This is a genomic window from Geodermatophilus sp. SYSU D01186, assembly GCF_054050215.1.
Genome location: NZ_JBJGYW010000013.1, coordinates 1 through 21791, shown reverse-complemented (window position 1 = coordinate 21791; position 21791 = coordinate 1). Strand labels below are relative to the sequence as shown.

Here is a 21791-nt window from a genome sequence, read left to right as displayed (position 1 = left end):
GGGGTCAGCCGGCCGGCCCGCCGTCCCTCGGGTGGCACCGGACGGCGAGCAGCGCGATGTCGTCGTCGGTGCCCCCGGTGACGAGGCGGTCGAGCAGCCGGTCGCAGAGCCGGTCCAGCGGCAGCGTCGCGAGCCCGCCGAGGACGTCGGTGAGCTCGGCGATGCCGTCGTCGAGGACCCGGCGGCCGTGCTCGACCAGGCCGTCGGTGTAGAGCAGCAGGGTGTCACCGGGGCACAGCCGCGCCTCGTGGTCGGTGTGCGGACCGGGCGCGTCGGTGCCGAGGAGGCGCTCGGGCGGGCGGTCGAGCACGTCCACGGTGCCGGCCGGGTGCGCGAGGAGCGGGGGCAGGTGCCCGGCGGACGACCAGTGCAGCGTGCACGCCCCGTCGGCCGGGTGCGGCGGTTCGACGTGCGCGACCAGGGTGGTGGCGAGCGTGCCGACGCGCAGGCCGGCGAGGACGGCGTCGACCCGGGTCAGCACCCGGGCCGGGCTCTCGGCCCGGTCGAAGGCGATGGCCCGGAGCATGCTGCGGATCTGCCCCATCGCCGCCGCGGCGGCGACGTTGTGCCCGACGACGTCGCCGATGACCAGCAGGGTGGCCCCGTCGGGCCGGGTGAACGCGTCGTACCAGTCGCCGCCGACCTGCTGGTGGGCCGCGGCCGGCCGGTACCGCACGGCGACCTGCAGACCCTCCGGTCGCGGCGGCGGGGTGAGCAGGCTGTGCTGCAGGGTCACGGCGACGGTGAGCTGCCGGCCGTAGAGACGGGCGTTGTCCAGGGCGAGCGCGCCGCGGCGGGCGACCTCGACGGCGGTGGCGATCTCCATCTCGCTGTGCGGCGGCCGGTCACCGGCGTTGAGCAGCGCCATCGCGCCGAAGGTCTCCCCGCGGGCGCGCAGCGGCACGATCAGGCACGAGGTGGTGCCCAGCCGCCGCCAGGCCGCGCGGACCTCCTCGGTGGGCAGGGTCGGGGCCACCCGCGCGGGGTCCATCGTCGTCATCTGCACCGGCGCGCCCGACAGCAGCGCCTTGTGCAGGACGGCGTCGCCGGCGTCCCGCAGCCGCCCGGTGAGGTAGGTCTGCAGGTCGGCGCGCCGGGCCGGGTCGCGGTGTGCCCAGGCGTCCTCGCCGAGGCGGCCGTCTTCGCCGCGCAGCGCGACGAACGCCCAGTCGCACAGCCGCCGCGTCGCCACCTCGGCCAGCCGGGTCGCGGCCTCGCCGGTGTCCAGCGTGGCGATCAGGGTCTCGCTGACCTCGGCCAGGAAGCGCAGCCGGTCGGCGCCCTCGCCCGGCTGCCGGGCCGCCGCGGCGTCGGCGAGGTGCCCGGCCCGCCCGCCCGCGACCACCCGCGCCGTCACCTGCAGCAGGTCGTCCTCGACGACCGCCGTGGCCTCGAGCCACCGGCCGGCCGGCGGGTAGAAGCCCGACCAGGTCACCGGCGTCCCGGTGCTGCGGGCCCGGAGCAGGAAGCTGTGGAAGATCGTGCCGCCCAGTTCGGGCAGCGCGACCCAGATGGTGCGGCCCACCAGCTCCGCCACGGTCCGGCCGAGCAACCGGGCGAGGGCCGGGCTGACGGAGCGGATGCACCAGTCGCGGTCGAAGGAGGCGACCGGCTCCTCACGCGCCTCCGGGCGTGCGACCGCGTCCGCACCCCGCGGGGAGAGCGTCGTGCCCACCGCGACCCCGGCTCCGTCGAGACCGCCCCCGCGCCCCTGGGGGGTGTGCAGAGGCTACGGCAGATCCGATCCCCGGGACGACGCTCTCCGCCCGCGGCCTACCTGAGCAGGCTCCGCGCGATCACCATGCGCTGGATCTGGTTGGTGCCCTCGTAGATCTGGGTGATCTTGGCGTCGCGCATCATCCGCTCGACCGGGAAGTCCTGGGTGTAGCCGGCGCCGCCGAACAGCTGGACGGCGTCGGTGGTCACCTGCATGGCGACGTCGGAGGCGAACGCCTTGGCCGAGGCGCACAGCCGGCCGAGGTCCGGACCGCCGGTCTCGCCGCGGGCGGCGGCGACGTAGACCAGGTGCCGGGCGGCCTCGATCTGCATGGCCATGTCGGCGAGCATGAACTGCACGCCCTGGAAGTCGGCCACGGCCCGGCCGAACTGCCTGCGGTCGCGGGTGTACTCCACGGCGGCGTCCAGGGCGCCCTGGGCGATGCCGACGGCCTGCGCGCCGATGGTCGGGCGGGTGAAGTCCAGCGTCCGCAGCGCGGTCTTGAAGCCGGTGCCGGGCTCGCCGATGATCCGGTCGGCCGGGATGGTGCAGTCGGTGAAGTACAGCTCGCAGGTCGGCGAGCCCTTGATGCCCATCTTCCGTTCCTTGGGCCCGACGGCGAAGCCCGGGTCGTCCTCGTGGACGACGAACGCCGAGATGCCGTTGGCCCCCTTCTCCGGATCGGTGACGGCCATGACCGTGTACCAGGAGGAGACCCCGGAGTTGGTGATCCACGCCTTGGTGCCGTTGAGCACCCAGGAGTCGCCCTCGCGGCGGGCACGGGTCCGCATCGCGGCGGCGTCCGAGCCGGCCTCCCGCTCCGACAGGCCGTAGCTGATCATCGCCTCACCGGCCGCGATCGAGGGCAGCACGGCCTGCTTGAGCTCCTCCGACGCGGACAGGATGATCGGCATCGAGCCCAGCTTGTTGACCGCCGGGATCAGCGAGGCCGACGCGTCGACGCGGGCGACCTCCTCGATGACGATGCAGGTCGCGATCGGATCCGCGCCCTCGCCGCCGTACTCCTCGGGGATGTGGGTGGCGTGGAAGCCCGCGGCGGTCAGCGCCTTCTGGGCCTCGATCGGGTAGCGGGACTCGGCGTCCACCTCGGCGGCGAACGGGGCGATCTCCCGCTCGGCGATGTCCCGGACCGCGGCCCGGATCGCGTCGTGCTCCTCGGTCAGCGCGTACAGCCCGCCGGCGTTGTTACCCACGGGTAGATGGTAGGACCCGGCGGCCCCGGAGACGACGCACGCGCCCCCGTCAGGAGGAGGCGAGCCGCTCCTGCAGCGCCGCGTCCCGGGCCACGACCGCGTCGGCCAGCTCGGTCTGGAAGCGCTGCACGGCCGCCCGCAGCTCCGGGTCGGCCGCGGCCAGGACGCGGACGGCGAGCAGCCCGGCGTTGCGGCCCCCGCCGATGGACACCGTCGCCACCGGCACGCCGGCCGGCATCTGCACGATCGACAGCAGGCTGTCCAGGCCGTCGAGGCGGTCCAGCGGCCGCGGGACGCCGATCACCGGCAGCGGCGTGGCCGCGGCGACCATCCCGGGCAGATGGGCCGCTCCCCCGGCGCCGGCGATGACCACGCGCAACCCGCGGCCGGCGGCCGCCTCGGCGTAGTCGAGCATCCGGCGGGGGGTGCGGTGGGCGGAGACGACGTGCACCTCGTACGGGACGCCGAACTCGGCGAGGGCCTCGGCCGCGGGCTCCATCATCGGCCAGTCGGAGTCGCTGCCCATGACGATGCCGACGACGGGGCCAGGGGCGCTGTTCACGGGGCTCCTCGGTGCTCGGTCGCGAACGCGAAGGCCGGGTCGATCTCGCCGTCGGACAGGTAGCGCGCCGCGGCCACGGCGCGGGCCCGCACCTCGTCGAGGTCGTCCCCCAGCGCCGTCACGTGGCCGAGCTTGCGGCCGGGGCGCTGGCCCTTGCCGTACCAGTGCAGCTTCACGTCGGGCCAGTGCGCCATGAGGTGGTGGACCCGCTCGTCGAGCCCGGGACCGGCCCAGCCCTCCGCCGCGGCGCGGCCGCCCAGCACGTTGGCCATCACCACGACCGGCGCGGTCATCCCGGTGGAGCCCAGCGGGTAGTCCAGGACGGCCCGCAGGTGCTGCTCGAACTGGCTGGTGCGCGCACCCTCGATCGTCCAGTGCCCGGAGTTGTGGGGGCGCATGGCCAGCTCGTTGACCAGGACGCCGTCCGCCGTCTGGAACAGCTCCACGGCCATGACCCCGACGACGCCGACCCGGTCGGCCACCCGCACCGCGAGCTCCTGGGCGGCGGTCGCGGTGGCCTCGTCCAGGCCCGGCGCCGGCGCGAGCACCTCGGTGTTGATGCCGTCGCGCTGCACGGTCTCGACCACGGGCCAGACGGCGACCTGGCCGAAGGGCGAGCGTGCGACCAGCGCCGACAGCTCCCGGACCATCGGGACCCGCTGCTCGGCGAGCAGGACGTCGTACCGGGTGAAGAGCTCCGCGACGTCGTCCGCGGTGGCCACGACGAACACCCCGCGCCCGTCGTAGCCGCCCCGCGGCGTCTTGACGACCACCGGCCAGCCGTGCCGGTCACCGAAGGCGGCGACCTCGTCGACGGAGGCCACCTCGGCCCACGCGGGCTGCGGCTCCCCCGCCTCGGCCAGCGCCCGCCGGAGGACCAGCTTGTCCTGCGCGTGCACCAGGGCCTCCGGCCCGGGAGCGACGCGGTGCCCGGCGGCCTCGAGCGCGTGCAGGTGCTCGGTGGGGACGTGCTCGTGGTCGAAGGTCACGACCGTGGCGCCCTCGGCGACGGCCAGCAGCGCCTCGAGGTCGCGGTGGTCGCCGAGCCGGACGTCGGCGGCGATCAGCGGCGCGGACTCGTCCGGGCCGGTCGCGAGCACCCGCAGCGACTGGCCGAGGGCGATCGCCGCCTGGTGCGTCATGCGGGCCAGCTGCCCGCCACCGACCATCGCGACGACGGGCAGCCCGGTGCGCGGGTCGAGTGTCACGGCCATGGTGGGCCCAGGCTAGCCGGACGCTCCTGCTCGGCCTCCGCCGCCCGCGAGCGGGGCACGGCCCGTGCGACACGAGCGCCCGCCGCCGCCGCCGGCCGCGACTCCCACGTCCCTAGACTGTGTCGCGTGTCCGTCGGCCAGCCTCACCGGTCGGGCGGGCGCCTGCCTCAGCGCCTGCTGCACGAGCTGAGTGCCTTCGGCGCCGTGGGTGGTGTCGCCTTCGTGGTCGACCTCGGTCTCTTCCAGCTGCTCTACGCCACGGTGGGCGTCAACGCGGTGGCCGCCAAGCTCCTGGCGACGGGGATCTCCATGACGGTCGCCTTCATCGGCCACCGCTTCTGGTCGTTCTCGCACCGGGCCCGCACCGGCCTCCGCCGGGAGTCCCTGCGGTTCGCCGTCGTCAACGGGCTGACGCTCGGCCTCGGCGTCGCGATGGTGGCCCTGGTCCGGTATCCGCTCGGCCAGGAGAGCGCCTGGACACTGCAGCTCACGAACATCGTGTCCATCGGGCTGGGAACCGTGATCCGCTTCCTCGCGTACCGCCACTGGGTGTTCCCCGCGCGCACCGACCACGTCGACGCGCAGGCACGTGGACTCGTCGGCGACCCGGCGTCGATGAAGGCGTGAGCGGGCTGGTCGGGGCCCGACGCCGGGTCGTCGCGGTCGTCCCCGCCCGGGCGGGGTCCCGTGGGTTGCCGGGCAAGAACCTGATGACCGTCGGTCAGCGGAGCCTCGTCGCCCGCGCCGTCGACTGCGCACGCGGGGCCGGCGTCGCCGAGGTGGTCGTCACCACGGACGGCACGGCCATCGCCGCCGAGGCCGAACGGCTGGGCGCGACCGTCGTCCACCGCCCGGCCGAGCTGTCCACGGGAGACAGCCGGACCGTGACCGCGCTCCTCCACGTCGCCGACACCCTGGCCCTCCCGGCCGACGCGACCGTCCTCCTGCTGCAGCCCACCTCGCCGCTGCGGGTGCCGGAGGACGTCCTGGCCGTCCTCGCCCGCCACGCCGACGGCGACGTGCAGACCACGCTCACCGCCACCCCGCTGGACCACCACCCCTTCAAGCAACTGCTCGTCTCCCCGGAGGGCCGCGCGCGCCCCGTCCACACGTGGCCGGACCTCGAGGCGCCCCGGCAGGACCTGCCGGCGGCGGTCCGCATCAACGGTGCGGTCTACGCCACCACGCTGGGTGCGATGCGATCGCACTCCGCCGTCGTCGTCCCCGAGGTGGCCGTGGTGGAGATGCCGCCGGAGCGCAGCATCGACATCGACACCCGCGAGGACCTCGAACGGGCCCGCGAGGCGGCCCGGCGCATCGACGAGAGCTGACCCCGAGCTCAGCAGCGGTCGATGAACCGCTTCTGCAGGGGGAGTCGCCACACGGCGTCGTCCCTGAGGGTCGCGACGATGCGGGCGGCGGCGCCCACGGAGCCGAAGTGCTCCTCGGGGGCAGACCGCCCTCCGGCGCGGGCCCGCTCGACGGCCGCGACGATCGCCTCGGCGGTGGCCTCGACGTGCTGGACGGACCGGGCCGGTGACCGGCCGTCCTGGCGGGTGCCGACGTCGACGGCGGGAGTGCCGAGCACGGGTGCCTCGCGGACGCCGCTGCTGGAGTTGCCCACGATCACCTCCGCGTGCCGCAACAGCGTCAGATAGGCGGAGAACCGCATCGAGGGCAGCCGCACGATGCCGGGACGGCCGTCCAGCCGCTCCAGAGCGGCCCGGATGTCCGGCGTCCCCTCGTCGTTGTTGGGGTCGATGACGACCCACGAACCGCCGAGCCGGAGGACGGCGTCGACCAGCTGGTCCGCCTGCTGCCTGTTGGTGGCGTACTCCGTGGTGACCGGGTGCATCGCCACGATGCCGAAAGGCGGGTCGGGGGTCCCGTACCGGTCCTGGACCGGGCCGAGGGGACTGCTCGAGGCAGCAGCCAGGGCGTCGATCTCAGGACTCCCCACGACGAAGATCCGGTCGTCCCCCTCACCCAGCTGCAGCACCCGCCTGCGGGCGTCCTCGTTCGCGAGGAAGTGCACGTGCGCCTGCTTGGTCAGCGAGTGCCGGATCGAGTCGTCGATCGTGCCGGAGACCTCACCGCCCTCCACGTGGGCGACACGGGTGTTCGTGAGGCTGCCGGCGAGACCGCCGGCCAGCGCCTCGACGCGGTCACCGTGTACGAGCACCATGTCGGCGTTCTCGGCGAGCAGCAGCCGGGCGACCGAGTTCAGGCTGTTGGCGAGGACCAGAGCCATCGGCTCGTCCTCGACCTGGTTCGGCACGTGGTGCACCCGCCGCAGCCCGGCACGTTCGATCTCCCGGACCGTGTAGCCGTACCGGTGCAGCAGGTGCATGCCGGTGACGACGAGGGAGAACTCGATCTCCTCCGCATCCTGCAGGCCCAGGAAGACGTCACGCATCTTCCCGAAGTCCGCACGGGTACCGGTGATCCCGATGACCCGCCGTATCGGGGGGACCGACGGAACTGCTCCGCTCATCCGGCCGCGACGTCGGCCCAGCCCAGCTGCTGGTCCGCAGGCAGGTCACGGACGGCCGAGCGACCGAGCACGGCGTCGTAGTCGGCGGCCTTCAACTCACCGGTCCCGGGACGCTTCACCCAGACGTTGTCGACCGTGAACGGTTCACCGGCCGCCACGGGCGCGATCGTCACGACGCACGCGTAGGCGAAGTCGATCGTGGGCTGCTCCTCGGGGAGGATCTCCTTGCGGCCGCCGCGCGCCAGCGCGAGCGTGTCCGCGCCCTCGATCAGCCGGCTGAAGTCCGCCGGGAGACTCGAGATCGGGATGTCCGGCCCGGGCCACGCCATGTCCGAGGTGAAGTGCCGCTCGAGGACGTCCGCCCCGACGGCCACTGCGCCGAGGCACGCGTAGATGGACGTGGTGTGGTCCGAGAGCCCGAGGACCGCGTCGGGGAAGGCTGCGGCGAGCTCGGCGATGCCTCCCAGTCGCACCTTCTCCGGCGGCGTCGGGTACAGGCTGGTGCAGTGCATCAGCGCGAACGGGACCCCGTGCTCACGCAGGAGCTCGACCGACGGACGGATCGTGTCGACGTCGTTCATCCCCGTGCTCAGCAGCACCGGCTTGCCGAACGAGGCGATGTGCCGCACCAGGGGGTAGTTGTTGCACTCCCCCGAACCGATCTTGAAGGCGGGGACGTCCTGCTCGGCCAGCCGGTCGGCCGCCGCGCGGCTGAACGGGGTGGAGAGAGCGATCATGCCGCGGTCACGCGCGTGCGCGAAGCAGTCCTTCTCCTCGGCGGCGGAGAGGGCGCAGCGCTGCATCATGGTGTAGATCGACTCGGTCGCGTTCCCCGGGACGACGTCGTTGGGGATCATCTCGTCCTCGACGACGTGCGACTGGAACTTCACGCACTCCACGCCGCTGTCGGCCGCGTCGTCGATCATGCGGTGCATCCGGTCGAGGTCGCCGTCGTGGTTGATGCCGAGTTCGGCGACGACGAGCGGGCGGTGTCCGGGCCCCACGGTGCGGGTACCGATGGTCATGTTCGGGGCTGGCGCCGACATGCACCCCACGGTAGAGGACCCGCTCCGGGGCCGGCCCGACCGAGCCAGTCCAGCCCCACCCGCCCCCACCGTCACAGCGGTGCCGCGCGGGGCACGGCCGAGGCCCGCCGATCGACGACGTCCGGCCGCCGGGTTCGCGGGGCGCTCTACCATCGGCGGCTGCTGATCCGCGGCCGGCGAGGAGACAGATGGGCGAGACGGCGGGCGAGCAGCGACGCAACCGCGTCCGCGAGCTCGCCAGGACGTATGCGCGGGACCCGCGGGTCCGCTCCATCGCCGTCCTCGGCAACAAGCCGCTGGAGCCCTCGGCGGAGCGCGTCGCCGCGGTCGAGGCCTGCGACCTGGTCATCCGCGTCAACAGCTTCCGGCTCGACGAGGACCTCGAGGAACCGACGTACGGACGGCGGGTGGACGCCGTCTTCTTCCACCGTGGCCTCGTCGCCACCCGCTGGTTCTTCGAGGACTACCAGGACCGGCTGTACCTGCTGGTCGAGCCGGGGCGGCTGCACTGGGAGCGGGAGACCGTCCCCGACTGGTGGCCCTCCGACCTCGGCCAGGTGCACCTGAACAACGCCGACCTCACCCTGCGGCTGTCGGCCGAGATGGGGCTGGACAGCACGAGGGACGGTGTGTGGTCCACGACGGGGACGATGGCCGCCTGGTGGGCGCACGACGCCTTCCCGGACGCCCGCCTGGAGCTGTGCGGCTACTCCTTCATCGACGACGCCACCCAGACGAGCTGGCAGCACGCGTCCGGGGCGACCATGCCCATCACCCCCGAGCACCGGCTCGCGGCGGAGTCGCAGCTGCTGCGGCGGTGGGTCGACGAGGGCCGCGCGCACGTGTGGGCCTGACCGGAGCGACCGCGACCCGCTGACCAGTTCGCGGCCCGGTGACGCCCTCTCAGGCGCCCCGGTGACGACCCTCCCCAGGAAAGGAGCGCCATGAGGATGCCGAACCGGATCCGACGACGACTCGACCACGCCGTCCGGACACGGATCGACGAGTACCGGCGGTCGACCGACGAGGAGCTGGGCCGCCGTCTGGACGAGCTGGCCGCCCGCACCGGTGAGCTGGCGGCGGCGGTGGACCTGAAGAACGTCTCCGAGCGCGTGGACGAGCTGGCTGCGCGGGCCGGTGAGCTGGCGGCGGCGGTGGACCTGAAGAACGTCTCGGAGCGCGTCGACCGGCTCGACGAGGTGACCCGCGGCTTCGAGGAGCGACTCGCCCGGCTGGAGGGGCAGGCCTCCTGGGACACCCACCAGCTCTCACGCCTCTCATCGCAGGCGGCGGCGTTCGAACAGCGACTGGAGGGGCAGGCCCGGCCGATCGTCGTCACCGGCACCGAGGAGGTGGCCGAGCCGCACCTGCTGGTGGACGTCGTCCGAGAGGAGCACGCGCGCGTGCGCGCGCGGCTGTCCATCCTGTCCTCCTACGAGGAGCGCATCAGGCGCCTGGAGGAGAGGGCGTTCCCGCTGGACGGGGCGTGACCCGCGGCCCCGCCACACCCTCTCGGTGACGCGGGGCCGCGCCGAGCCCGGGTCGTCAGCCGGCCAGGCGGGACCCGTGCCGTCCGGCGACCACCTCCAGCCGGGTGGGGATGCGCGTGCGCAGCTCCTCGAGGTGGCTGATGACGCCGACGGTGCGGCCGCCGCGGCGCAACTCGTCGAGCACGTTCATCACCGCGTCGAGGGCCTGGGCGTCGAGGGTGCCGAAGCCCTCGTCGACGAAGAGCGTGTCCATCTGCACGCCCCCGGCCTCGGCGGTGACGACGTCGGCCAGCCCGAGCGCCAGCGCCAGGGAGGCCATGAAGCTCTCGCCGCCGGAGAGGGTCTTGGTGGGCCGGCGGGTGCCGGTGTACTCGTCGAACACGTCCAGCCCCAGGCCGCCGCGGGCGCCGTGGCGGCCCTGCGCGTCGCTGTGCAGGAACGTGTAACGGGCGCCCGACATGTCCTGCAGCCGCCGGCTGGCCACCTCGGCGACCTGCTCCAGCCGGGCCGCCAGCACGAAGGACTGCAGCCGCATGCGCAGGGTGTTCGCGCCGCGGCCGGTGACCAGGTCGGCCAGGCCGGTGACCTGCTCGGCCCAGGCCCGCCGCTCGCCGAGCTCGACCTCCGCGGCGACCACCTCACCGGCCAGCGTGTCGAGGGCACCGGAGCAGCGCCGGGCCTGGTCGAGGGCGGCGACCACCTCCTCCCGCCGTGCGGTGAGCGCCGCGCACCGCTGCTCGAGGGCCGCGAGGTCGGGCCGCCCCGGCAGGTCGGTCAGCTCGGGGTCGGCGAGGGTGGCGACCACGACCGAGCGGGCCTCGTCGTGCTCGCGCAGCCGGCGTTCCAGCGCGGCGAGTTCACCGGTCTCCAGCAGGGCGCCGGCCGCGTCGAGCAGGTCGTCGAAGCCGGCGGTCGCGGCGCGCTCGGCGGCGGTGCGCCGGGTGGTCTCCGCGGCGCTGCGGGCCCGCAGCTCCGCGGCCTCGGCGGCGACGACCGCCTCGCAGCGCTCGGCGGCCGTGGTGAGCCGCCGCACCCGCGTCGGCAGGTCGGGGTCCTCGCCCCGGGCGGCGTCCAGCCGCGCCGCCAGCTCGCGGAGGGCCTGCTCGCGGGCCGCGCGCTCCGCGACGCAGCGCTGCAACTCCTCGCGGTCGGCGGCCAGCGCGGTCGCGGCGGCGTCCCGGCCGGCCTCGGCCGCGGCCAGCGCCCCGCGGGCGTCGTCGGCGGCCCGGGCGCGGGCGGCGACCTCGGTGAGCTCGGCGCGGGCCTCCGCCGCACGGGCGGCCAGCTCGACCACCGGCAGCTCGCCGGCCCGCGCGCGCAGGACCGCGAGCTCCCGGTCGCGCTCGTCGACGACGCCCCGGGTGGCGGCGGCCCGGGCCTCGGCGGCATCGGCGGCGGCCCGCGCCCGCTCCTCGTCGTCGGCCGAGACCCCACGGCCGGTCGGCCGCGCCGGGCGCGGGTGCTCCGTGGCACCGCAGACCGGGCAGTCGGCGCCCGGCACCAGCCCGGCCGCGAGCTCCGCGGCCATCCCGTCGAGCCGGGCGGTGCGCAGCTCCACCAACTGTTCCCGAGCCTCGAGCCAGACCGTGCGGGCGGCGTCGGCGGCGGTGCGGGCCGCCTCGAGGTCGGCGGCCACCCGCTCGGCGGCGGTCGCGGCGGCCAGCGCCGACCGGGCCGCCTCCTCGGCCGCGGTCAGCCCGGGCAGCCGGGCGGCCGCCCCGAGCGCCGCGTCCAGCCGGCTCTGGGCGTCGGCGACGCGTCGGGGCCACTCCTGCGCCGCGCGGGCGCCCTCGTCGCAGCGGCCGGTGAGCGCCGCCCCCTCGCGCGCCAGCCGGGCCAGCTCGCGGGTCAGCGCGTCCGCCCGGTCGGCCTCGGGCGCCAGCGCACGGGCCGCGGCGGCCTCGTCGCGCAGCTCGCGGGCGAGCAGGAGGTCCGCGTCGCGCCCGTCGGCGACGGCCGTCCAGGCGGCCCGGGACGAGGCCAGCGCCGCGGCGGCGGCCTCGGCCTCCAGCGCGGAGCGGCCGGCCGCCTCCAGGACGTCGCGCAGTCCCTCGGCGCGGCGCCCGGCGTCGGCGCGGGCGCGCAGCGGCGTCAGCTGCTCCTCCCGTGCGTCGAGCCGGGCCAGCTCCTCGCGGGCGCGGTCGCGGCGGTCGTGCCGCCCGGCCAGTGCGCGGGCGTCGGCCAGTTCGGTGTCGAGCCGGGCGCTCGCGGCGGCGGCCTCCTCGGCGTCGGCGGCGGCCCGCGTGCGGGCGGCCGCGGCGCGCGTGCGGACGGCGGTCACCCAGGAGCCGACCGTCGTGCCGGGGCGGGCCCCCACCAGCTCGGGCGCCAGCTCCTCGGGCACCTCCACGTCGGCGATCTGGGCGACCCGGTGCAGCAGCGTGCTGATCCGGTGCCGGTCGGCGCGCAGGGTCTCCTCGACGGCGCGCCGCTCGGCGGCCAGCCACTCCTCGGCGCGGGCGAACCGGCCGACGTCGAACAGCGTGCGCAGCAGCCGCGCCCTGTCCTCCGGCTCGGCGCGCAGGAACCGGGCGAAGTCCCCCTGCGGCAGGAGCACCACCTGGCAGAACTGCTCCGCGGACAGGCCCAGCCGCACCCGCAGGTACTCCGACCCCTCGTCGATCCGGGTGCTCACCGGCTCCCAGCCGGCGCCGTCCCACCGCTGCACCAGCAGCTTGGCCTGCTCGGTGGTCTCCCCGGCGCCGCGCTTCTTCGGGCGGGTCTGCTCGGGGCGGCGCACCACGAGCAGCCGCTCCCCGGCCAGGGTCAGCTCGAGGGAGACCTCGGTGCGGGTGGCGGCGTCGGCGTGGTCGCTGCGCAGCCGCTTCTCCTCACCGCGGGCACCCGGCACGGTGCCGTAGAGGGCGAAGACCACGGCGTCCAGCAGCGTCGTCTTGCCCGCACCGGTGGGGCCCCACAGCAGGAACAACCCGTCGCGGGCGACGTCGTCGACGTCGACGGTCTCGGTGCCGGCGAAGGGCCCGAAGGCGGACAGGGTGAGCGAGTGCAGCCTCACCGGGCCGCCTCCTCGCGGGCCTCGGCACCCAGGGCCCGGGCCAGGAGCTCGCGCTCGGCGGCGCTGGCCGCGACCCCGCCGCGGACGTGGGTGACGAACTCCCCGGCCACGTCGATGTCGCTGCGGCCGCGCAGCCGCTCCTGGTAGCTGCGGCCGTCTCCCCCGGCGTCGCCGCCGGTCCACTCCAGGTGCACGCAGTGCGGGAAGCGGCCGCGCAGCTGCCGCATCGGGTCGGCCGGGCGGGCGGCGTCGGTCAGCCGGGCGGAGACGAAGTGCTCCTCGACGCTCGCGTGGGCCGGGTCGTCGAGCAGCTCGGCGAGGGTGCCGGTCAGGACGGTCAGCGGCCGGGGCGTGGGCAGGGGCAGCGGGCGCACCTCGGCCAGCCCGCCGGCGTCGAGGTCGACCAGCCAGGCCTGCTTGTGCTGGCCGGCCTCGCCGAAGGAGTAGGCCAGGGGCGAGCCGCTGTAGCGCAGCCGCGGCGTGAGCGTCTGCGGCCGGTGCAGGTGCCCGAGGGCGACGTAGTCGACGCCGTCGAAGACCGCGGCGGGTACCAGGTCGACGCCGCCGACGCAGATGTCGCGCTCGCTCTCGCTCGGCACGCCGCCCCCGACGAAGGCGTGCGCCAGCACCACCGAGCGGGCGCCGGGGCGGAGGAAGAGGTCGGCGCGCACCCGGTCCATCGCCTCGGCGAGCACCGCCTCGTGGCTGCGCGCGGCCGGCACGCCCAGCTCGTGGCGGGCGATCTCCGGCTCCAGGTAGGGCAGCCCGTAGACGGCGACCTCCCCGTGCTCGTCGCGCAGCAGCACCGGCTCGTCGAGCCCGCCGGTCGCGGCGCGCACGTGCAGGCCCGCGACCGCGAGCAGCCCGGAGAACGTGCCCAGCCGGCGCGCGGAGTCGTGGTTGCCCGGCGTCAGGACGACGGTGGCGCCGGCGCGCAGCAGCCGGCCGACCACCCGGTCGAGCACCGCCGTGGCGTCGGCCGAGGGCACCGCACGGTCGTAGACGTCACCGGCGACGACCACCGCGTCGACCGACTCGGCGACGACCACGTCGGCCAGGCCGGAGAGCACCGCCTCCTGCTCGCGGAGCAGGTCGGCCCCGTGCAGGGAGCGGCCGATGTGCCAGTCCGAGGTGTGCAGCAGCCGCATGGTCGCCGAGGTTAGGAGCGGCCACCGACAGTCGCCGGCACCGCCTCTCGGGCGACGATGGAAACGGACCGCGCGGGCCAGGGCTGAACGGCGCGCAGCCGGCAGCGCAGCGGTTCCTCGACCCGCGTGTACAGCACGTGGGCCAGCAGCAGGACGAGCGGGATGCACACCGCGTTGAGGAAGTGCGCCTTCGTCGTCTCCGGCGCCAGCCAGGGGAGCGACAGCATGCCCGTCCAGACGATCTCGAAGAGACAGTCGTGCACCAGGTAGACGGCGAAGGAGATGCGACCGCCGTGGACGAGCGGCCGCGATCCCAGCACCGCCGTGAGGCGTCCCCCTGCCAGGCTGATGGCCGCGATGAGGACGGGGAAGGCCGCGATCGCCAGCCCCTGGTAGTCCCCTCCCCAGCGGCGCGCGAGGACGTCGGCCGCGTACACGACCGCGAGGACGAGGACCACCGCACCGATCGCCACCCGGCTCGCGAGCCGGGCGCGTGCCTCGGTGGCCTGGATCTGCCGCACCGCGAGGCAGGTCAGGGCGCCGGCCAGGAAGCCGCCGGCGATGCGGACCGCCCACTGGTAGGGGAAGCCCGCCGTACCGGTCATCAGGGTGTGGATCCCCAGCGGCGACGCGAGGACGACGGCGCCGGCGAGGAGGACGACGGGCGAACCCCGACGGATCCGCCAGAGGCCCCAGGCGACGAGCGGGAAGGCGAGGTACGCCAGCCACTCGGCGCTCACCGACCACCCGGGCCCGACGTAGGACGCGCCCGGGAAGTAGGGCCGGTGCCACTGCTGCACCATCAGCAGCTGCTCGACGAGGTGCGCGGGGCCCAACTGGGGCTGGACCATCTGGAACGAGGGGTTGTCGTCCACCGTCGAGCGGAGGAGCAACCAGGCCCAGAAGACGACGGTGACCAGGGCGTAGAGCGGCCACAGCCGCGCGATCCGCGCCCACAGGAAGTCCCGGGTCCGCGCCAGGGTCGGCCGCTCGCCCATCTTGTGCAGGTACGTCAGGGTGATCACGAACCCGCTGAGCATGAAGAACAGGTCGACGCCGAGCCAACCGGCCGACACCAGCGGCTGCAGTGGCGCCAGCAGCCCGGTGAACGTCGGGACCGGCGCGTAGCTGAGGTGCAGGGCGACGACCCACAGCGCGGCGACGATGCGCAGACCGGTCAGGGCACGGATCTCCCCACGCGCGGCACTGGGGGCGCCGACGTCGGAACGGGTGTGGTTCACAGTGGCTCGCTCGCATCCTGGGCGTGACCGGTCCGTACCGGTCAGGTGGATCCGAAGCTATCGACCGGGCTGCGCCCGCCTCGACTCGTGACCACGCCAGAGTCGCGTCACACGATGGTCGAGAAGTGACGAACCTCGTCACAGCCGCCCCACCCGTCACCGCGCCTCCGTCCGGACGCCCGGGGTCCGGGCGGAGGTCAGAGGCGGGCGGTCGGGTACGCCGTGTCCCAGCCGGAGACGTAGCCGGCCGCCTCCTGGGCGCGCCGGTCGGCGTCCTCCTCGACCATGTGGTTGAGCAGCTGCTGCACCCCGTCGCTGTCGGGGATCCGCCGCAGCACCGTGGCGCCGCCGTCCCCGGTCGACTCGATGGTGAGCGTCCCGGAGTTGATCACCCGCTCCCACAGCGTCTGGCGGTAGGAGACGTCGGCGATGCGGGACAGCCCGATGTCGCGGCCCCGGCGGGCCAGCACACCCTCCCGGAAGAGCAGCCGGTGCGTGGTGATGACGTAGTGGGTGGTGCGCCACCGCAGCAGCGGCACCAGCACGAACCACGCGAGCAGGGCCAGGGCCACACCCGCGACGACCATCCGGACGACGCCCTGCTGCCGCCCGTCCGGCACGAGCGCGGCACCGAAGGAGGCGACCCCCACCACCAGGAGGAAGGCCACGATCGGCCAGAAGATGGTCAGCCAGTGAGGGTGCAGGTGGCGGACGACCTCTTCGTCGTCGGCGAGCAGCTTGTCCGGGTACGGCACCGCGCCAGGATGACTCAGCGCAGTCGGACCGTCACTGTCCTCCGGGAGGTGTCCGCACGTGTCGCACGTCACCGCTGGCCAGCTCCAGGCGCCCGGCCGCCGTCCGGACGACGAGCCGGCCGTCCCAGTCGACCGCCTCCGCGACGCCTTCGACGCCGGAGCCGTCGGGCAGCGTGACCACGACCCCCCTCCCGACCGTGGCGCACCACGCCAGGTAGTCGCGGGCCAGGCCGGTGCCGACCGGGTCGCCCAGCGCCCGCACCCACGGCAGGTAGCGGCGCTCGAACCCGCGCAGGAAGCGCAGCAGCACCGCCGCGCGGTCGACCGGCGCCCCGGCGGCCAGCGCGAAGGAGGTGCCGCCCTCGGGCAGCTCGTCGGCGCGGGTGGACACGTTGAGCCCGACCCCGACGACCACCGCCCCGGACGCCACCTCGGCGAGGATGCCGGCGAGCTTGGCCCCGTCGGCGGCGAGCAGGTCGTTGGGCCACTTCAGCGCGGCCCGGACCCCGGGGACGTCGCCGACCGCCTCGGCCAGTGCCACTCCGGTCAGCAGCGGCAGCCAGCCGCGCCGCGCGGCGGGGACGTCGGGGCGCAGCAGGAGGGAGACGGTGAGCCCGGCGCGGGGCGGCGAGGCCCAGGTGCGGTCCAGGCGACCGCGGCCGGCAGCCTGGTGCTCGGCGACCAGCACCGTGCCCTCCGGAGCCTCCTCCGCCGCCTCGGCCGCGAGGACGGCGTTGGTGGAGCCGACCTCCTCGACCACGCGCAGCGACCGCCACAGGACGCTGTCCGAGGTGAGCGCGGCCGCCACCTCCGCCGCGTCGAGGGGCGGCCGGTCCGGGTCGACCGAGCGGGACGGCGTCGGTTGTGGCACTCCCCTACGCTACGGAACTCGTGAGCGAGCATCGCAGCGAGCGACCGAGCCGGCACCGGAGCGGGTCGCGGTGAGCGCGGCCGAACTCGAGAGCGCCGGCGACCACGTGACCGGCGACGTCGACATCCACACGACCGCGGGCAAGCTCGCGGACTTCGAGCGGCGCGTCCAGGAGGCCACGCACGCGGGCTCCGAGCGCGCGGTGGAGAAGCAGCACGCGGCCGGGAAGATGACCGCCCGGGAGCGGATCGAGGCACTGCTGGACCCGGGCTCGTTCACCGAGCTCGACGAGTTTGCCCGGCACCGCTCCACCAACTTCGGCATGGACGCCCGGCGGCCCTTCGGCGACGGCGTGGTCACCGGCCACGGCACCGTCGACGGCCGGCCGGTCTGCGTCTTCTCCCAGGACGTCACCGTCTTCGGCGGCAGCCTCGGCGAGGTCTACGGCGAGAAGATCGTCAAGGTGCTGGACCTCGCGATGCGCAACGGCTGCCCCGTCATCGGCATCAACGAGGGCGGCGGCGCGCGGATCCAGGAGGGCGTGGTCGCCCTGGGCCTCTACGCCGAGATCTTCCGGCGCAACGTGCACGCCTCCGGCGTCATCCCGCAGATCTCGCTGGTGATGGGCGCCGCGGCCGGCGGCCACGTCTACTCCCCCGCGCTGACCGACTTCATCGTGATGGTCGACCAGACCAGCCAGATGTTCATCACCGGCCCCGACGTGGTGAAGACCGTCACCGGCGAGGACGTCACCCTCGAGGAGCTCGGCGGCGCCCGCACGCACAACACCAAGTCCGGGGTCGCCCACTACCTGGCCGAGGACGAGAACGACGCGCTGGACTACGTCAAGGCGCTGCTGTCCTACCTGCCCTCCAACAACCTCGACCCGCTGCCGGTCGAGGACGTGCCCCCGGTCGACGTCACCGTCCCCGACGGCGTCACCGAGGACGACCTCGAGCTCGACACGTTCATCCCGGACTCGCCGAACACCCCGTACGACATGCACACCGTCATCGAGCACGTCCTCGACGACGGCGAGTTCCTCGAGGTGCAGGCGCTGTTCGCGCCCAACATCGTCACCGGCTTCGGACGGGTCGAGGGCCGGCCGGTGGGCGTGGTGGCCAACCAGCCCACCCAGTTCGCCGGCACGCTCGACATCGACGCCAGCGAGAAGGCCGCGCGCTTCGTGCGCACCTGCGACGCCTTCAACGTCCCCGTGCTGACCTTCGTCGACGTCCCCGGCTTCCTGCCCGGCACCTCGCAGGAGTGGGAGGGCATCATCCGGCGCGGCGCCAAGCTGATCTACGCCTACGCCGAGGCCACGGTCCCGAAGATCACCGTGATCACCCGCAAGGCCTACGGCGGCGCCTACGACGTCATGGGCTCCAAGCACCTGGGCGCGGACCTCAACCTCGCCTGGCCGACGGCGCAGATCGCGGTCATGGGCGCCCAGGGCGCGGTCAACATCCTCTACCGCAAGGAACTGGCCGAGGCCGACGACCCCGAGTCGCGGCGCGCCGAGCTCATCACCGAGTACGAGGACGCGCTGCTGAGCCCGTACATCGCGGCCGACCGTGGGTACGTGGACATGGTGATCCGGCCGTCCCACACGCGCGTGCAGGTCACGCGCGCGCTGCGCCTGCTGGCCAACAAGCGCCAGACCCTCCCGCCCAAGAAGCACGGGAACATCCCCCTGTGAGCGAGCATCGCAGGGAGCGCCAGCGACCGAGGAGCGGAGCGAACAGCCTCGCGGAGCGAGGAACGGCACTGTGAGCGAGCATCGCAGGGAGCGCCAGCGACCGAGGAGCGCAACGACCGGCCTCGCGGAGCGAGGAGCGGCACCGTGAGCGAGCCGCAGCGCCCGCTGCTGCGGGTGGTCACGGGCCGGCCCACCGCCGAGGAGCTCGCCGCCCTCACCGTCGTGGTCGCCACCCTGGCGCAGCGACGGGAGCGGCGCCGGCCGACACCGGTCGGGGCGTGGGCGTCCCCCGGCGACGCCCACCGCGCCCCGCTGCGCGCCGGCCCCGGCGGCTGGCGCGCCTCGGGCCGCTTCGCGTGAGCGCGTGTGGGCGCCCCGGCCCCCGGGCAGCAGCGCCGCGGGGGCAGCAGATGGACCTGGACGAGGAGAACCCATGAGTGTCGACCGCCGGCTGGTGCTGGCATCGGCGTCCCCCGCGCGGCTGGCGCTGCTGCGGCAGGCCGGCCTGAGCCCCGAGGTCGTCGTCAGCGACGTCGACGAGAGCGCCGTGCGCGCGCCGCGGGTCGGCGAGCAGGTGGCCCTGCTGGCCGCGGCGAAGGCCTCGGCCGTCGCCAAGCGGGAGCGCGACGCGCTCGTCATCGGTGCCGACTCGCTGCTGGAGTTCCGCGGCCACCAGATGGGCAAGCCGACCGACGTCCACGACGCCCGCGACCGCTGGCAGCGGATGCGCGGCAGGAGCGGCGTGCTGCACACCGGCCAGGCCCTGTTCGACGTCCAGGACGGCCAGGTGCTCGGCCGGGACGTCGCCGTCGTCTCCACGGTGGTGCACTTCGCCGACCCGACGCCGCAGGAGATCGAGGCCTACCTGGCCACCGGCGAGCCGCTCGCCGTGGCCGGCGCCTTCACCCTCGACGGGCTCGGGGCGCCGTTCGTCCGCCGGGTGGACGGCGACCCCGCGGCGGTGGTCGGGCTCTCGCTGGCGGTGCTGCGCACGCAGCTGGCCAAGCGCGGGCTGACGATCACCGACCTCTGGCGCCGCTGAACCCGCTCGCCCCACAGAGCCCGAACCCCGAGGAGAACACGGTGCAGAAGGTCCTGATCGCCAACCGCGGAGAGATCGCGGTACGTGTCGCCCGCGCCTGCAAGGACGCCGGGCTGGCCAGCGTCGCCGTCTACGCCGAGCCCGACCGGGACGCCCTGCACGTGCGGGCGGCCGACGAGGCGTTCGCCCTGGGCGGGACGACGCCCGGCGACTCCTACCTGGTGATCGAGAAGATCCTCGACGCCGCGAAGCAGTCCGGTGCGGACGCGATCCACCCCGGCTACGGCTTCCTGTCGGAGAACGCCGACTTCGCCCGCGCCGTCATCGAGGCCGGGCTGACCTGGATCGGCCCCTCCCCCGAGTCGATCATCGCCCTCGGCGACAAGGTGCAGGCCCGGCACATCGCGATGAAGGCCGGCGCCCCCCTGGTGCCGGGCACGAAGGAGCCGGTGAAGGACGCCGACGAGGTGGTCGCGTTCGCCGAGGAGCACGGGCTGCCGGTCGCCATCAAGGCGGCGTTCGGCGGCGGCGGCCGCGGGCTGAAGGTGGCCCGCACCATCGAGGAGATCCCCCACCTGTTCGACTCCGCCGTCCGTGAGGCGGTGTCGGCCTTCGGCCGCGGCGAGTGCTTCGTGGAGCGGTTCCTCGACAAGCCGCGGCACGTCGAGGCCCAGGTGCTGGCCGACACGCACGGCAACGTCGTCGTCGTCGGCACCCGCGACTGCTCGCTGCAGCGACGCAACCAGAAGCTGGTCGAGGAGGCGCCGGCGCCGTTCCTCACCGACGAGCAGCGGGAGCGCATCCACTCCTCCGCCAAGGCGATCTGCGCCGAGGCGGGCTACCACGGGGCCGGCACGGTGGAGTACCTCGTCGGCGCCGACGGCTCGATCTCCTTCCTCGAGGTCAACACCCGACTGCAGGTCGAGCACCCGGTCAGCGAGGAGACCTCGGGCATCGACCTGGTCCGCCAGCAGTTCCGGATCGCCGAGGGCCTGCCGCTGGAGGTCACCGAGGACCCCACGCCCCGCGGGCACAGCATCGAGTTCCGCATCAACGCCGAGGACGCCGGCCGCAACTTCATGCCCGCCCCCGGTCCGGTGCGGCGGCTGGAGATCCCGCAGGGCCCCGGCGTGCGCTGGGACTCCGGGGTGGAGACCGGCGGCGAGGTGGCCGGCGCGTTCGACTCGATGCTGGCCAAGCTGATCGTCACCGGCGCCAGCCGCGCCGAGGCGCTGCAGCGGGCCCGCCGGGCGCTGGACGAGCTCCTCGTCGACGGCATGCCGACGGTGATCCCCTTCCACCGGGCCGTGGTCCGCGACGAGGCGTTCACCAGCGAGCCGTTCACGGTGCACACCCGCTGGATCGAGACCGAGTGGGACAACCAGGTCCCCCCGTACGACGCCGCCCCGGCCGAGGCCGAGGACGCCGAGCCGCGGCAGACCGTCGTCGTGGAGGTCGGCGGACGCCGCCTGGAGGTGTCCCTGCCCGCGGGCCTGGCCGCCGGGGGCGGCGGGGTGGGCGGGAGCGGCGGAGCGGCCGGCGGCGGGGCCAAGCCGCGCCGGCGCGGGCACGGGCACGGCGGGTCGGCGACCTCCGGCGACTCCCTGACCAGCCCGATGCAGGGCACGATCGTCAAGGTCGCGGTCGAGGAGGGCGCGACGGTGGCCGCGGGCGACCTGGTCGTCGTCCTCGAGGCGATGAAGATGGAACAGCCGATCGCGGCGCACAAGGCCGGCGTCGTCAAGGACCTCGCCGCCGAGGTCGGCGCGTCGGTCTCCAGCGGCGCGGTGATCTGCACCATCGCCGACAGCGAGTAGCGCGACCCGGTCATCTGCCGGGGGGCGTCCGGACCGTCCGGACGCCCCCCGGCACCCCGTCAGGGGTACCAGTACAGCTCGCCACCCTGGTACCGCTGGTAGCAGCCACCGCCGGGCAGACCGCACACGACGTCGGTCGTGGGGTATCCGAGCCGGCCGCTCTCGTACCCCTGCGACGCCCACCGCGACCACAGGTAGCCGCTCACGGCCCGCGCCCCCGTCGCCGACGACCAGTACAGGGCACCACCCTGGAACACCTGGTAACACCCGCCGGCCCGCAGACCACACACCACGTCCGTCGTCGGGTACCCCAGCCAGCCACCCTCGTAGCCCAGCCCCGCCCACCGCGACCACAGGTAGCCGCTCACGGCCCGCGCCCCCGTCGCCGACGACCAGTACAGGGCACCACCCTGGAACACCTGGTAACACCCGCCGGCCCGCAGACCACACACCACGTCCGTCGTC

At 74.7% G+C, this 21791-nt stretch carries 20 protein-coding genes; 8 read left to right on the top strand and 12 right to left on the bottom strand.

Going from position 1 to position 21791, the window contains the following annotated elements; all coding sequences use genetic code 11:
• Positions 1–4: 4 nt before the first annotated feature.
• The 4 genes from ACI784_RS11445 to ACI784_RS11430 all read right to left on the bottom strand — a co-directional run bounded on the left by ACI784_RS11445 (position 5) and on the right by ACI784_RS11430 (position 4707).
• The gene (locus ACI784_RS11445; protein WP_457013564.1) at positions 5–1675 is read right to left on the bottom strand and encodes a SpoIIE family protein phosphatase; all 1671 of its coding nucleotides are present in this window, start codon (positions 1673–1675) and stop codon (positions 5–7) included.
• Between the two features lie 98 nt (positions 1676–1773).
• Entirely contained in the window at positions 1774–2931 is a 1158-nt protein-coding gene (locus tag ACI784_RS11440; protein WP_457013563.1) for an acyl-CoA dehydrogenase family protein, read from the bottom strand.
• 49 nt (positions 2932–2980) lie between these two features.
• Entirely contained in the window at positions 2981–3493 is a 513-nt protein-coding gene (gene purE, locus ACI784_RS11435; protein ID WP_457013562.1) for a 5-(carboxyamino)imidazole ribonucleotide mutase, read from the bottom strand.
• Positions 3490–4707, bottom strand: a complete 1218-nt coding sequence (locus tag ACI784_RS11430; RefSeq protein WP_457013561.1) for a 5-(carboxyamino)imidazole ribonucleotide synthase — start codon at positions 4705–4707, stop codon at positions 3490–3492. Before ACI784_RS11430 ends, purE begins: the two co-directional genes overlap by 4 nt.
• Positions 4708–4833: 126 nt before the next feature.
• Between ACI784_RS11430 and ACI784_RS11425 the strand changes: the two genes are divergently transcribed.
• Positions 4834–5334 (top strand): GtrA family protein, encoded by a 501-nt coding sequence (locus tag ACI784_RS11425; protein ID WP_457013560.1) that lies wholly within the window; start codon positions 4834–4836, stop codon positions 5332–5334.
• Entirely contained in the window at positions 5331–6038 is a 708-nt protein-coding gene (locus tag ACI784_RS11420) for an acylneuraminate cytidylyltransferase family protein (protein ID WP_457013559.1), read from the top strand. The genes ACI784_RS11425 and ACI784_RS11420 overlap by 4 nt, the downstream gene beginning before the upstream one ends.
• 8 nt (positions 6039–6046) lie before the next feature.
• On the opposite strand, the gene neuC is transcribed toward ACI784_RS11420, so the two are convergent.
• Positions 6047–7201, bottom strand: coding sequence for a UDP-N-acetylglucosamine 2-epimerase (neuC, locus tag ACI784_RS11415; RefSeq protein WP_457013558.1), 1155 nt, complete (start codon positions 7199–7201; stop codon positions 6047–6049).
• Positions 7198–8247 carry an N-acetylneuraminate synthase family protein gene (locus tag ACI784_RS11410; protein ID WP_457013557.1) on the bottom strand — a complete coding sequence of 350 codons (1050 nt, stop codon included), beginning with the start codon at positions 8245–8247 and terminating at the stop codon, positions 7198–7200. Before ACI784_RS11410 ends, neuC begins: the two co-directional genes overlap by 4 nt.
• Before the next feature lie 188 nt (positions 8248–8435).
• Between ACI784_RS11410 and ACI784_RS11405 the strand changes: the two genes are divergently transcribed.
• Both ACI784_RS11405 and ACI784_RS11400 read left to right on the top strand, forming a co-directional pair.
• On the top strand, positions 8436–9101 hold the full coding sequence (locus ACI784_RS11405; protein WP_457013556.1) for a hypothetical protein: 666 nt from the start codon (positions 8436–8438) through the stop codon (positions 9099–9101).
• A 90-nt stretch (positions 9102–9191) separates the two neighbouring features.
• Positions 9192–9737: a hypothetical protein gene (locus ACI784_RS11400; protein WP_457013555.1), complete on the top strand. Its 546-nt coding sequence runs from the start codon at positions 9192–9194 to the stop codon at positions 9735–9737.
• Between the two features lie 55 nt (positions 9738–9792).
• Here the strand turns inward: ACI784_RS11400 and ACI784_RS11395 are convergent, their stop codons facing one another.
• The 5 genes from ACI784_RS11395 to ACI784_RS11375 form a co-directional block, all read right to left on the bottom strand.
• Positions 9793–12753: an AAA family ATPase gene (locus ACI784_RS11395; protein WP_457013554.1), complete on the bottom strand. Its 2961-nt coding sequence runs from the start codon at positions 12751–12753 to the stop codon at positions 9793–9795.
• The gene (locus ACI784_RS11390; RefSeq protein ID WP_457013553.1) at positions 12750–13901 is read right to left on the bottom strand and encodes an exonuclease SbcCD subunit D; all 1152 of its coding nucleotides are present in this window, start codon (positions 13899–13901) and stop codon (positions 12750–12752) included. Before ACI784_RS11390 ends, ACI784_RS11395 begins: the two co-directional genes overlap by 4 nt.
• A gap of 11 nt (positions 13902–13912) precedes the next feature.
• Positions 13913–15142: an acyltransferase family protein gene (locus tag ACI784_RS11385; RefSeq protein WP_457013552.1), complete on the bottom strand. Its 1230-nt coding sequence runs from the start codon at positions 15140–15142 to the stop codon at positions 13913–13915.
• A 197-nt stretch (positions 15143–15339) separates the two neighbouring features.
• The gene (locus ACI784_RS11380; protein ID WP_457013551.1) at positions 15340–15897 is read right to left on the bottom strand and encodes a PH domain-containing protein; all 558 of its coding nucleotides are present in this window, start codon (positions 15895–15897) and stop codon (positions 15340–15342) included.
• A gap of 31 nt (positions 15898–15928) precedes the next feature.
• Positions 15929–16768, bottom strand: coding sequence for a biotin--[acetyl-CoA-carboxylase] ligase (locus ACI784_RS11375; protein WP_457013550.1), 840 nt, complete (start codon positions 16766–16768; stop codon positions 15929–15931).
• Positions 16769–16838: 70 nt separating this feature from the next.
• On the opposite strand from ACI784_RS11375, the gene ACI784_RS11370 reads away from it, so the two are divergent.
• The 4 genes from ACI784_RS11370 to ACI784_RS11355 all read left to right on the top strand — a co-directional run bounded on the left by ACI784_RS11370 (position 16839) and on the right by ACI784_RS11355 (position 21326).
• A complete protein-coding gene (locus ACI784_RS11370) occupies positions 16839–18467 on the top strand; it encodes an acyl-CoA carboxylase subunit beta (protein ID WP_457013549.1) in 1629 nt (542 codons plus the stop codon).
• 144 nt (positions 18468–18611) lie between these two features.
• Positions 18612–18827, top strand: a complete 216-nt coding sequence (locus ACI784_RS11365) for an acyl-CoA carboxylase subunit epsilon (protein ID WP_457013548.1) — start codon at positions 18612–18614, stop codon at positions 18825–18827.
• A gap of 73 nt (positions 18828–18900) precedes the next feature.
• A complete protein-coding gene (locus tag ACI784_RS11360; RefSeq protein WP_456925673.1) occupies positions 18901–19509 on the top strand; it encodes a Maf family protein in 609 nt (202 codons plus the stop codon).
• A 41-nt stretch (positions 19510–19550) separates the two neighbouring features.
• Complete coding sequence (locus ACI784_RS11355) at positions 19551–21326, top strand: acetyl/propionyl/methylcrotonyl-CoA carboxylase subunit alpha (RefSeq protein WP_457013547.1); 1776 nt, start codon at positions 19551–19553, stop codon at positions 21324–21326.
• 59 nt (positions 21327–21385) lie between these two features.
• Here ACI784_RS11355 and ACI784_RS11350 read toward each other — a convergent pair.
• Positions 21386–21791: LGFP repeat-containing protein (locus tag ACI784_RS11350; RefSeq protein ID WP_457013546.1), on the bottom strand; the 406-nt coding region annotated here is incomplete at its 5' end.

Excerpts from the sequence above, each read along its gene's own strand:
- ACI784_RS11430 (WP_457013561.1), bottom strand. The coding sequence starts at position 4,707 with ATGGCCGTGACACTCGACCCGCGCACCGGGCTGCCCGTCGTCGCGATG.
- neuC (WP_457013558.1), bottom strand. The coding sequence starts at position 7,201 with ATGAGCGGAGCAGTTCCGTCGGTCCCCCCGATACGGCGGGTCATCGGG.
- ACI784_RS11410 (WP_457013557.1), bottom strand. The coding sequence starts at position 8,247 with ATGTCGGCGCCAGCCCCGAACATGACCATCGGTACCCGCACCGTGGGG.
- ACI784_RS11405 (WP_457013556.1), top strand. The coding sequence starts at position 8,436 with ATGGGCGAGACGGCGGGCGAGCAGCGACGCAACCGCGTCCGCGAGCTC.
- ACI784_RS11400 (WP_457013555.1), top strand. The coding sequence starts at position 9,192 with ATGAGGATGCCGAACCGGATCCGACGACGACTCGACCACGCCGTCCGG.
- ACI784_RS11390 (WP_457013553.1), bottom strand. The coding sequence starts at position 13,901 with ATGCGGCTGCTGCACACCTCGGACTGGCACATCGGCCGCTCCCTGCAC.
- ACI784_RS11360 (WP_456925673.1), top strand. The coding sequence starts at position 18,901 with ATGAGTGTCGACCGCCGGCTGGTGCTGGCATCGGCGTCCCCCGCGCGG.